General features: G+C 59.2%; 7 protein-coding genes and 1 tRNA gene. 7 read left to right on the plus strand and 1 reads right to left on the minus strand.

Going from position 1 to position 12,422, the window contains the following annotated elements; genetic code table 11:
- The first annotated feature begins 97 nt into the window (after positions 1-97).
- A complete protein-coding gene (uraD, locus tag ACWGXF_RS23035; protein WP_452102537.1) occupies positions 98-1,873 on the plus strand; it encodes a 2-oxo-4-hydroxy-4-carboxy-5-ureidoimidazoline decarboxylase in 1,776 nt (591 codons plus the stop codon).
- Complete coding sequence (locus tag ACWGXF_RS23040; RefSeq protein ID WP_003063718.1) at positions 1,870-3,147, plus strand: M20 family metallopeptidase; 1,278 nt, start codon at positions 1,870-1,872, stop codon at positions 3,145-3,147. Before uraD ends, ACWGXF_RS23040 begins: the two co-directional genes overlap by 4 nt.
- A gap of 84 nt (positions 3,148-3,231) precedes the next feature.
- On the opposite strand, the gene ACWGXF_RS23045 is transcribed toward ACWGXF_RS23040, so the two are convergent.
- Complete coding sequence (locus ACWGXF_RS23045) at positions 3,232-4,206, minus strand: LysR family transcriptional regulator (protein ID WP_256631157.1); 975 nt, start codon at positions 4,204-4,206, stop codon at positions 3,232-3,234.
- Between the two features lie 127 nt (positions 4,207-4,333).
- Here ACWGXF_RS23045 and ACWGXF_RS23050 point away from each other — a divergent pair, with 127 nt between their 5' ends.
- The 5 genes from ACWGXF_RS23050 to ACWGXF_RS23070 all read left to right on the plus strand — a co-directional run bounded on the left by ACWGXF_RS23050 (position 4,334) and on the right by ACWGXF_RS23070 (position 12,393).
- Complete coding sequence (locus ACWGXF_RS23050; protein ID WP_452102538.1) at positions 4,334-5,518, plus strand: MFS transporter; 1,185 nt, start codon at positions 4,334-4,336, stop codon at positions 5,516-5,518.
- 659 nt (positions 5,519-6,177) lie between these two features.
- On the plus strand, positions 6,178-7,665 hold the full coding sequence (locus ACWGXF_RS23055; protein ID WP_256631158.1) for a nucleobase:cation symporter-2 family protein: 1,488 nt from the start codon (positions 6,178-6,180) through the stop codon (positions 7,663-7,665).
- A gap of 169 nt (positions 7,666-7,834) precedes the next feature.
- Positions 7,835-10,132, plus strand: a complete 2,298-nt coding sequence (locus tag ACWGXF_RS23060; protein WP_012839526.1) for an NADP-dependent malic enzyme — start codon at positions 7,835-7,837, stop codon at positions 10,130-10,132.
- A gap of 273 nt (positions 10,133-10,405) precedes the next feature.
- A tRNA-Ser gene (locus tag ACWGXF_RS23065) sits at positions 10,406-10,495 on the plus strand.
- A 110-nt stretch (positions 10,496-10,605) separates the two neighbouring features.
- Complete coding sequence (locus ACWGXF_RS23070) at positions 10,606-12,393, plus strand: hypothetical protein (RefSeq protein ID WP_452102539.1); 1,788 nt, start codon at positions 10,606-10,608, stop codon at positions 12,391-12,393.
- The last annotated feature ends 29 nt before the right edge of the window (positions 12,394-12,422 follow it).

Raw genomic sequence — 12,422 nt, forward strand, 5'->3', positions numbered from 1 at the left:
GACCACATCCAGAAGCACGACAACGTGTGGGTGTGCCGCCGTATTGATTTGGCTCGTCACTGGGCCGAGCGTTTCCCTTGCAAGGATTGATTGCGACATGGCTTTGACCCTGGAACAACTGAATGCCGCCGATGCGGCAACCGCCACCGACCTGCTCGATGGCCTGTACGAGCACTCGCCCTGGATTGCCGCCAAGGCACTGGAGCAGCGCCCCTTCAAGTCCATGGCGCATATCAAGCACGCCATGGCCAAGGTGCTGGCCGAGTCCAGCGAGCAGGCCCAGCTCGATCTGATCCGCGCTCACCCGGAGCTGGCCGGCAAGCAGATGGAGACCAACACGCTCACCGCCGAATCGACGAATGAGCAGAAGAAGGCTGGCCTGACCAACTGCACGCCCGAAGAGCTGGAGCACATCCGCAAGCTCAATGCCGAATACGGCAAACGCTTCGGCTTCCCCTTCATCCTGGCCGTGCGCGGCGCGCGCGGTCTGGGTCTGAGCAAGGCCGAGATCATTGCGACCTTCGAACGCCGCATGTTCAACCATCCGGCCTACGAACAGGCCGAGGCACTGCGCAACATCCACCGCATCGCCGAGATCCGCCTGAACGACAAGTTCGGCTACGAACCCGTCGAAGGCAACGAAGTCTGGGACTGGCAGGAGCGCCTGTCCACCAACAGCGACCCCGGCTACGCCGAAAAAGGCCAGCTGACGGTGACCTATCTGACCGACGCCCACCGTGCCTGCGCCCAGCGCATCAGCCACTGGATGCGCGAGATCGGCTTCGACGAGGTCGAGATCGACGCCGTTGGCAATGTGGTGGGCCGCTACAAGGCTGCCACCGAAGGCGCCAAGACCCTGCTGACCGGCAGCCACTACGACACCGTGCGCAATGGCGGCAAGTACGACGGCCGCCTGGGCATCTTTGTGCCCATGGCCTGCGTCAAGCAACTGGCCCAGCAAGGCAAGCGTCTGCCCTTCAACATCGAAGTGGTGGGCTTCTCGGAAGAGGAAGGCCAGCGCTACAAGGCCACCTTCCTGGGCTCGGGCGCCCTGGTGGGCGACTTCAAGCAGGAATGGCTGGAGCAAAAGGACGCCGACGGCATCACGCTGCGCGAAGCCATGCTGCATGCCGGCCTGTGCATCGACGATATCCCCAAGCTGGAGCGCGACCCCGCCAGGTACCTGGGCTTTGTGGAAGTGCACATCGAGCAGGGCCCCGTGCTCAACGAGCTGGACATTCCCCTGGGCATCGTCACCTCCATCAACGGCAGCGCCCGCTATGTCTGCGAATTCATCGGCATGGCAAGCCACGCCGGCACCACGCCCATGGACCGCCGCCGCGACGCCGCAGCCGGCGTGGCCGAGCTGTCGCTGTACATCGAAAAGCGCGCCGGCCAGGATGGCGACAGCGTGGCCACCATCGGCCAGCTGAACGTGCCTTCAGGCTCGGTCAACGTGGTGCCCGGCCGCTGCCAGTTCTCGCTGGACCTGCGCGCGCCCACCAACGAGCAGCGCGACGCCATGATCAACGACATCATGGCCGAGATGGCTGCGATCGCCGAACGCCGCGGCCTGCGCTACACCACCGATCTGTCCATGAAGGCAGCGGCTGCGCCCAGTGCTCCCGAATGGCAGAAACGCTGGGAAAACGCTGTCGACGCACTGGGCGTGCCCCTGTTCCGCATACCCAGCGGCGCCGGTCACGACGCCATGAAGCTGCACGAAATCATGCCCCAGGCCATGTTGTTCGTGCGCGGCATGAACGCCGGCATCAGCCACAACCCGCTGGAAGCCTCCACCTCCGACGACATGCAACTGTCCGTGGACGCCTTCACCCACCTCCTCCACCAACTGGCTCAAGAACAGCAATGACCAATATGAATCAAGACAAGCAAGCCACCTACGCCGCCATCGATGCATGGATTGACGAGCACTTCGACGAAGAAGTGAAGTTTCTGCAGGCCATGGTGCAAGTGCCCACGGACACGCCTCCCGGCAACAACGCACCCCACGCCGAACGCACTGCCGAGCTGATCAAGGGCTTTGGCTTCGACGCCGAAAAGCACGTCGTGCCCGAAGCCGACGTCAAGGCCTATGGCATGGAGTCCATCACCAACCTGATCGTGCGCCGCCCCTACGGTGACGGTGGCCGCACCATCGCCCTGAACGCCCACGGCGACGTGGTGCCTCCGGGCGAAGGCTGGACCAAGGACCCCTACGGCGCCGAGATCGAAGACGGCAAGCTCTATGGCCGCGCCGCTGCCGTAAGCAAGAGCGACTTCGCCTCCTTCACCTTCGCCGTGCGTGCTCTGGAAGCCGTGGCCAAGCCCAGCAAGGGCGCGGTGGAGCTGCACTACACCTATGACGAAGAGTTCGGCGGCATCATGGGCCCCGGCTGGCTGCTGGAAAAGGGCCTGACCAAGCCCGACCTGATGATTGCAGCGGGCTTCAGCTACGAAGTAGTTACCGCTCACAACGGCTGCCTGCAGATGGAAATCACCGTGCAGGGCAAGATGGCTCACGCCGCCGTGCCCCACACCGGTGTGGACGCGCTGCAAGCCACGGCCGTGCTGCTGACTGCTCTGTACGGCGAAAACGTCAAGTACAAGCAAGTCACTTCGCAAGTGCCCGGCATCAAGCACCCCTACCTGAATGTCGGCCGCATCGACGGCGGCACCAACACCAACGTGGTGCCCGGCAAGGTCATGCTCAAGATCGACCGCCGCATGATTCCTGAAGAGAATCCCGTGGAAGTGGAAGCCAGCATCCGTGCTGTGATCGCCAAGGCCATCGAAGACTTCAATACCCAGGGCGGCTACACCGGCGAAGACGCCGTGCGCGTGGACATCAAGCGCCTGCTGCTGGCCAACGCCATGACCCCCCTGGACGGCAACAAGCCCCTGGTCGACGCCATCCAGAAGCATGGCGAAGCCATCTTCGGCGAAGTGCCTCCTGCAGTGGGCACGCCTCTGTACACCGACGTGCGCCTGTATGTCGAGCGCGGCATCCCCGGCGTGATCTACGGCGCCGGTCCCCGCACCGTGCTGGAATCGCACGCCAAGCGCTCCGACGAGCGCCTGGTGCTGGAAGACCTGCGCCGTGCCACCAAGGTGGTGGCCCGCTCGCTGGTGGATCTGACTGCCTGAGCACCAAACACCGTTTGAACGCCTAGCCTTCTTCTGTCTGGATGGAGGTTTTTCAAGGAGCCTGGATTCGTCCGGGCTCTTTTTTTATGTGCGCGACACCAGCAGGCCGGCGGGCATTTGCTCGGCATGGCTCAGGTCCACATGGCTGGCCAAAAAATCCAGCACCGCCCGCGTCCTTACTGGCAACTGGCCGGGCTTGCCCACATACACGGCATGGATGGGCTGCAGATCTCCGGGATTGAAATCCTCCAGCAACACCTGCAGCCTGCCCGCATGCAGATCCTCCCAGGCGTGATAGAGCGACAGCCGCGCCAGGCCCGCCCCGGCCTTGGCCAGATTGGCCATGGCTTCGCCATCGTTGACGCGCAGCACCTCCCCCATACTCACCGTCACCGCCTTGCCCGCCACCACAAACGGCCAGTGCGGTATGGCCCGCGGGTAGTTCCAGCCGATGCGCACATGGCCTGCCAGCTCATCGGGATGCGCCGGTCTGCCAAAGCGCTGCAGATAGTCCGGCGAAGCCACGATCACCTGGCGCGTGTGCCCCAGCTTGCGCGCCACCATGTCCGAAGACGGCAGCTCTCCCCAGCGCAAGGCGATATCGGCGCGAGCCGCTATCAGGTCCACGACATGATCGGTAAAGCTGAGGTCCAGCTGCAGGCCCGGCCAGGTCCGCATCAGCGGACCGACCAGCGGCACCAGCAGGCGGTTGCCCGTGGACGAGCTGGCATTGATGCGCACCACGCCGGTGGGCTGGCCCTGGCGGGTGACCGAGGACTCCAGCGCCAGCCAGTCCGCCAGCAGTTGCCGGCCCTGCTCCAGCAACTGCTCTCCCTCGGCCGTCAGCTCCAGCCGCCGGGTGCTGCGGCGCAGCAGTTGCACGCCCAGCCGGGTTTCGAGCCTGGCCACGATCTTGCTGACCGCCGAGGGCGAGACCTCGCGCAGACGCGCCGCTGCCGAGAAGCTGCCCTGCTGGGCCACCTGCACAAAGGTCTGCAGCTCCACAAAGCGGTCCGCGCTGTGCTCCTGCAGCGAAGGCATAGCCATGGATTTCTTCATGAATCACATCATAAAGATGCCATTTATTCCTCACAGGAACAAATGCATGTCCGCATCAAGGGCTAGCGTGCCTTCTGCCGCGGGTTCACAGTTCAGCCCTTCGCGGAATTTTCACAAGGACGTTTTCATGCCTGCAGCATTGCTTGCTCTGGCCGCCGGTGCCTTCGGCATCGGCACCACGGAATTCATCATCATGGGCTTGCTGACCCAGGTCAGTCAGGATCTTCATATCTCCATCCCCACGGCGGGCACGTTGATCTCGGGCTATGCCGTGGGCGTCGCCGTGGGCGCGCCCGTGCTCACGCTGGCCTCGCGCCGCTGGCCGCGCAAGCTGCTGCTGCTGAGCCTGATGCTGCTGTTCATCGCCGGCAATGCCGCCGCCGCCCTGGCACCCAGCTATGGCTGGCTGCTGGCAGCACGCGTGCTGACCTCGCTGACCCACGGCACGTTCTTCGGCGTGGGGGCGGTCGTCGCCACGCAACTGGTGGCACCCGAGAAGAAGGCCTCGGCCATTGCACTGATGTTTTCCGGCCTGACCCTGGCCACGCTGCTGGGCGTTCCCTTCGGCACCTGGATCGGCCAGCACTGGGGCTGGCGCATGGCCTTTGCCAGCGTCAGCGGCATAGGTGTGATCGCGCTGCTGATCCTGCTGCGCCATGTGCCACGCGCACTCAGCATGCCCAGCCCTCAGGGCCTGACGCAGGAGCTGGCCGTGCTGCACAATGGCGCCATGTGGCGCAGCCTGCTGTTGACGGTGATCGGCTTTGCCGGCGTCTTCACCCTCTATACCTATATAGAGCCGCTGCTGACCCAGATCACGGGCATGGACAACCGCATGATCGCCTTCACCCTGCTGCTGTTCGGGGCGGGCCTGGCCCTGGGCAACCATGCGGGCGGCAAGCTGGCCGACCGCTTTGGCGTACAGCGCGCACTATGGGTGTCGCTGGCCGCCTTGATGCTGGTGCTGATCGCGGGCCGCTGGATGTTTGCGAGCACGCCCCTGGCCATTGCCTTTGTGCTGCTGCTGGGCATTGCCGCCTTTGCCACCGTCGCGCCGCTGCAGATGGGCGTGCTGCAATCGGCCGGCGAAGCGGGCATGAATCTGGCATCCAGCCTCAATATCGCGGCCTTCAATCTGGGCAATGCCCTGGGCGCCTGGTTGGGCGGAGCCGTGATTGCACAGGGCCTGGGCCTGACTTGGCTGGCCTGGGCTGCCGCTCTGCCTGCGGCCGCAGCGCTGCTCATGGCCAGCTTCGCGTCACGTCAGACCAGTCCAGTGCAGACTTCGGCCATGGCGGCGGGAATGCACTGAAACTCAGGCGCGGCACCAGGACGGCACAAGGCGGCAGCCTGCCTGCAGCAACGCAGACGAACTCCACTCCAAGGCGACCTCGAGGTCGCCTTTTTTGCGTGCGCACCACTTCGGCATGGTTCTTGCACCGCTTTGACTCCTGTTGCAGCGCAGCGCCTCTTGGCGGGCCTCCATGCACGCTTTTGCACGGAGGTGCACCAATTCCGGGCTCGATGCCTTTTTTTGCACCTTCCTCAACGCTAATGCCTGCGAGCGATCCTAGCCTGGCGGCCCGCTTTCTTTCACTAGATGTTTCAAGACCCGAAACCTGCGCACGCATAACCGGAGCCAGATCCGCGCCGATTGCATATCGCACAAGATTTGCTATTAAAAACAAAGCACCTACCGCTTGATATCAAAAGGTTTCAATATGTTTTATTCTGAAAACTAGAAAAACAAAGCGTCAGAAGCTACATATTTGATAGCAATCAGTAATTACCTTAGATGGTTATGCGCGGAAAACATAACCATTGACACCCCATCCAGAAACTGAAATTTGAGCAGGGTTTACCGCTAGATGCTGTGCGTTATGAGCTGTATACACTTTTTGTATGGATTGCATGCCGTTCGCGAATCGCATGCCAACCTGAAGCCAATATCGAGTGAGGAGACATGTTTTTATGACATCCCAAGTGCATCCCGTGGATGAGGTTCTGCCATTTGGCAAGCTCACCGCCTTAGGTCTGCAGCACGTTCTGGTCATGTATGCCGGCGCCGTCGCCGTGCCGCTGATCGTGGGCCGTGCCCTGAACCTCCCCCCTGAGCAGGTCGCGCACCTGATCTCCGCCGACCTGTTCGTCTGCGGCCTGGTCACCCTGATCCAGGCCATGGGCGCAACCCAGTGGTTCGGCATCAAGCTGCCCGTGATGATGGGCGTGACTTTTGCCAGCGTGGCCCCCATGGTGTCCATGGCACAGAGCACTGGCGGCAATGCCGGCGCAGGCCTGATCTTTGGCTCGGTGATAGGCGCGGGGGTGATCTCCATCCTCATTGCGCCGCTCATCAGCCGCATGCTGCGCTTCTTCCCACCGGTCGTGACCGGCACCATCATCGCCGTCATCGGCATCAGCCTGATGCGCGTGGGCATCAACTGGATCTTCGGCAACCCCGTGGGCCCGACCGCACCCTCCGTGCCAAACCCCGAGCACCTGAAGTGGCTGGCCGAAGCCCAGGCCATGGCCGGCGCTCCCGGCTCCTCGCTGCCCGCCATCCCCAAGGGCTTCTCGGTGCTGCCCACCATGCCCAACCCCAAGTACGCCGATCTGCAAGGCGCGGCGGTCTCGGGCATCGTGCTGCTGTCCATCCTGCTGATCGCACGCTTTGCCAAGGGCTTCCTGGCCAATATCTCGGTGCTGATGGGCATCTTGATCGGCGGTGTGATCTCCGTGGCCATGGGCCTGATGAACTTCGAGAAGGTCTCCAAGGCCGAGTGGTTCACGCTGGTACTGCCCTTCCAGATCGCCATGCCCGTCTTCGACCCCATCCTGATCCTGACCATGAGTCTGGTGATGGTGGTCGTGATGATCGAGTCCACCGGCATGTTCCTGGCCCTGGGCGACATGGCCAAGCGCGACATCACACAGGACGAGCTGACCCGCGGTCTGCGTACCGACGGTCTGGGCACCCTGATCGGCGGCATCTTCAACACCTTCCCCTACACCAGCTTCTCCCAGAACGTGGGCCTGGTGGCCGTGACTGGCGTGCTCAGCCGCTGGGTCTGCGTGGCCGGTGGCGTGATCCTCATCGTTCTGGGCGTGCTGCCCAAGATGGGTGCGCTGATCGAATCCCTGCCCACCGTGGTGCTGGGCGGCGCCGGCCTGGTGATGTTCGGCATGGTGGCTTCCACCGGCATCCGCATCCTGGCCAACGTGGATTTCCGCAACAACAAGAACAACGCCATGATCGTGGCAGTGTCCATCGGCGTGGGAATGATTCCTCTGGTTGCCCCTAATTTCCGTCAGTGGATGCCCCATTCCATCCATCCACTGATTGAATCCGGTATCCTGCTGTCCTCGATTACCGCCGTGGCATTGAATCTTTTCTTTAACGGAGCCGCCAAAGACAACAGCGCTGCCATCAACGCAGCACGTGAGGCTGACGCTCACTAAACGCCAGCCCAAAGCGAACGCTGGCTTACCCGCCAGCCCAAGCCCCCTGCCGCCCCACAGTGCGCCAGGGGGTTTGTTGTCGATACAGTTGAAGCAAAACAGACCTGACTCAAAATGCTTCTTGCCATCCGGTAAGCTCCGAGAAGCAACTTGCTGATAAATATTTCGTATGACACAAAACCTGTCCTCCGCCGAACAAGCCCTGCGCGATGCGGCCCGCGAATACCACCGCAGCCCCGTCAAAGGCAAGATTTCCGTCACTCCTACCAAGCCCCTGTCCAACCAGCGTGACCTGTCCCTGGCCTATTCGCCGGGCGTGGCCTATCCCTGCCTGGACATTGAGGCAGACCCCTCCACTGCGGCCGAGTACACCTCGCGCGGCAACCTGGTCGGCGTGATCACCAACGGTACCGCCGTGCTGGGTCTGGGCGATATCGGCCCGCTGGCTTCCAAGCCCGTGATGGAAGGCAAGGGTTGCCTGTTTAAGAAGTTTGCCGGCGTGGACGTGTTCGACATCGAACTGGCCGAACGCGATCCCGACAAGCTCATCGACATCATTGCCTCGATGGAGCCCACCCTGGGCGGCATCAACCTGGAAGACATCAAGGCTCCCGAGTGCTTCTACATCGAGCAGGAGCTGTCCAAGCGCATGAACATTCCGGTGTTCCATGACGACCAGCACGGCACGGCCATCATCTCCAGCGCCGCTTTGCTCAATGGCCTGGAACTGGTTGGCAAGGACATCGGCTCCGTCAAGGTGGCCGTCTCCGGCGCCGGCGCGGCAGCCATTGCCTGCGTCGACGTGATGGTGGGCCTGGGCATCAAGCGCTCCAATGTCTACATGGTGGACTCCAAGGGCGTGATCTACGAAGGCCGCCCCGGTGGTCTGGACGCCTCCAAGCAGCGCTACGCTCAGAACACCGAAGCCCGTACCCTGGCCGACGTGGTCGACGGCGCCGACGTGTTCCTGGGCTGCTCGGCTCCTGGCGTGCTGACTGCCGACATGGTCAAGACCATGGCCGACAAGCCAATCATCCTGGCCCTGGCCAACCCCGAGCCCGAAATCCGCCCCGAACTGGCCAAGGCCATCCGTCCGGACTGCATCGTGGCCACCGGCCGCTCCGACTATCCCAACCAGGTCAACAACGTCCTGTGCTTCCCCTACATCTTCCGTGGCGCGCTGGACTGCGGCGCCACCAAGATCACCGAAGCCATGAAGCTGGCCTGCGTGCGTGAAATCGCCGCGCTGGCCAAGCAGGACGTCAGCGACGAAGTCGCCGCCGCCTACCAGGGCAAGGAGCTGACCTTCGGCCCCGACTACCTGATCCCCACGCCCTTCGATACGCGCCTGATCCTGCGCATCGCTCCCGCCGTGGCCCAGGCTGCCGCCGAATCCGGTGTCGCCACCCGCCCCATCGAAGACATCGCCGCCTACCGCGAAAGCCTGACCCGCTTCGTCTACCAGACCAGCATGTTCATGCGCCCCGTGTTTGCAGCCGCCAAGGCCAATCTGCAGCGCGTGGCCTATGCCGAAGGTGAAGACGAGCGCGTGCTGCGTGCCGTGCAGGTTGCCGTGGACGACGGCCTGGCCAAGCCCATCCTGATCGGTCGCCCCGCCGTCATCGAAGCCCGCATTGCCAAGGCCGGCCTGCGCATGCAGCTGGGCAAGGACGTGGAAATCTGCAACCCCGAAGACGACCCCCGCTTCCGCCAGTACTGGGAAACCTATCACAAGCTGATGGGCCGCAACGGCGTCACTCCCGAAGCCGCCAAGGCCGCCGTGCGCCGCTCCAACACCCTGATCGCCGCCCTGATGGTGCACCTGGGTGATGCCGACGCCATGCTGTGCGGCCTGGTGGGCCGTTTCGACAGCCACCTGGCCCATCTGGAAGACGTGCTGGGCCTGAAGAAGGGCGCCAACGAGTTCGCAACGGTGAACGCCGTCATGCTGGAATCGGGCACGCTGTTCGTGGCCGATACCTACATCAACGACGCTCCCAGCGCCGAAGAACTGGCAGAGATCGCCAAGATGGCTGCCGACGAAGTGGCCCGCTTCGGCCTGCCACCCAAGGTTGCCTTCCTCTCGCACAGCAACTACGGTTCGTCCACACGCGGCTCGGCCCGCAAGATGCGCGCTGCACGCGACCTGTTCGCTGCCGCCAACCCCGGCATCGAATGCGATGGCGAAATGCATGGCGATGCGGCCCTGGACGCCAATGTGCGCAGCCACTCCCTGCTGGAGTCCTCGCTGACCGGCGCAGCCAACGTGCTGATCTGCCCCAACCTCGACGCCGCGAACATCCTGTTCAACGTGCTCAAGACCACGGGCGGCCATGGCACTACCATCGGCCCCATCCTGATGGGCTGCTCGGCCTCCGCCCACGTGCTGACCCCCTCCTCCACCGTGCGCCGCGTGGTCAACATGACCGCTCTGGCAGCAGCTCAGGCCATCGCACTGCGCAGCTGATCCTGCGCAATCTCTCGGGCATCCCGCCCGAGGCTGCAACAAAACGCCCTTAGGGGCGTTTTGTTTTGCCCCATGCCGAGCCTTGAGCTTTGAGCCCTGCGTTCATTCACGGCGGCCTATATCGCGCGCAGCAAACGATCATGGCAAACGCAATTGCGAAAAGTGAACGCCAGTCGCGATACAGCAGGCTCCATACGCTATGGTTTTCATAGACAAAGCAAAATGCATGCAATGCTGAACGACGCACAATCCTTGTGTAGAATCCTGCCATCCGGAGGTTTGGGTGAGTGGTTTAAACCAGCAGTCTTGAAAACTGCCGAAGGAGTGATCCTTCCGTGAGTTCGAATCTCACAGCCTCCGCCATCTTTTCTACAAGTTGTTGATTTTGCTGGAAACCCAATGAAAACAAGGGTTCCAAGCATGCGGTGTATGACATTCGAGTATGACGCTCACACACCTGCAACAATTTGTACATGCCAAAGTCGAAGAATCCTCGCTACCTCTACCTGCAGACCAACTCGTCGGTCTGGTCTATTCGAGTAGAGCCACCTAAAGAGCTTAAGCAGCTTGACCCCAAGGTCCCCCCTTACCGTAAAAGCTTAGGTACTCGCGACGTCAAACAAGCTGAAAAGCTAGTCCAACAGCTACTACCAACTGTTCGTAAAAACTGGGACTTACGCATTCAGCAACTAAAGGCAGTGCGTACGCTGCCCACGCTAGCTGACTTGCCTAGTCTTACGCAGCCACTGCCTAAGGCACTCGACAGCAATCTGATTTCTCAACTTCTCGCCGCTCGCGCCCAAAGCTGGGCCTACACCGACGGCTACGAGCGCAGCAACGGCTGTGACAATGAAGACATTGCAGAACAACAAACACATGCAGAGCAGGCGATTGCTAATTTTTCCCAAGTTGCCCTAAGGGGACCAAGTGCCCTTTCTTGGCGCAGCTGTACTGAGGAAGCACTGGACTGGGCCAACAGTTGCGGATACGCAATCGATTACTCTGACCCTCAGTTGAATACTTACGTATTGTCTTTTGCAAAGAAAGAATTTAGGTTACAACAACAGATTCTAAAAATAATCAGAGGCGAGGAAATTGAATTAATTGAAAACTACATCCCACCAGATTTCTCATCAATAAATTCATTAGAGAAAATTAGTTACAGCTGGCAAAATGCAATTGATGATTACAAAAATCATCAAGAAAAAAATCTGCATAAAAAAACATTAGGCACAGAATTAAATACCATTAATTCATTAAAAGAATATCTTAAAGACAAAGATATAGAAATAATCACATCCAAAGACATATATACCTTCTTTCAATACAAACTGGATACAGATAATTGGTCTAACGACAGAGTTAATCGGCATGGAAGAAATACGCTAAAGAAATTCTTCTCTAATTGCGTCACTCATGCTTCGTTAGGAAAGAATCCAATGGATAGCCTTCAAGTTCTACCTCAGATTTCAAAAAAAGAAGAAGAACTTCACAAAAGGCCAAACAAACCATTAAATGATGAGCAAATAAACTGTATATTTAATTCTGATTGGTATAATAACAAAAGTCTATTCAGAGGTGGTTTATCTGAAGATAAAGGTGCTAGATATTGGATACCTTTGATTCTTCTTTTTCACGGTTTTCGTGTCACAGAGGCGTGTCAGCTTCATAAATTTAATATCAAGGAATATGATGGCATCCCCTGCTTTGACACTAGAGCAAGTAATGAAATTTTTAATGATATCAACTTTAAAAAATATAACTTAGAAATTTCAAATAAAACCAAAAGCACGCAGCGAATAATTCCTATTCATCCTAAATTATTGATGTTAGGATTCATGGAATTCATAGAATATAATAAAAGTTCTTTTTTCTTATTCCCCTCAAGCATCCCAGAAGAGAATTCTAAAAATCCAAAAATTGGTAGAGCCTTTGAACAAGCCTTTCTCAGATTCATTAAATTCAAGTTGAAATTTGGTGAAGGCTTTGGAAACCATAGCTTCAGACATCTTTTAGAAGATAAGATTCGGGCAGCCAATACAATTAACAATGTTTGGCCAGCTGGTATATCTCAACAATATATGGGTAGAAGCTTTAAAGATGTAGATAAAAACGACAGCATCTTTAAAAGCCAAGGCTCTGCATCTGATTATGGATATGGTTATCCTCCTGCCAATATTTTGAAATGCATAGAAACTATGGATTTCTCAAAAATTGAACTACCTCTTGATTTCAAGTCGTGGTTAAAAAAAATGAGCTGATATGCATGTGGGGAGCCAACACTACGAAG

The organism is Comamonas sp. HJ-2, assembly GCF_053615495.1.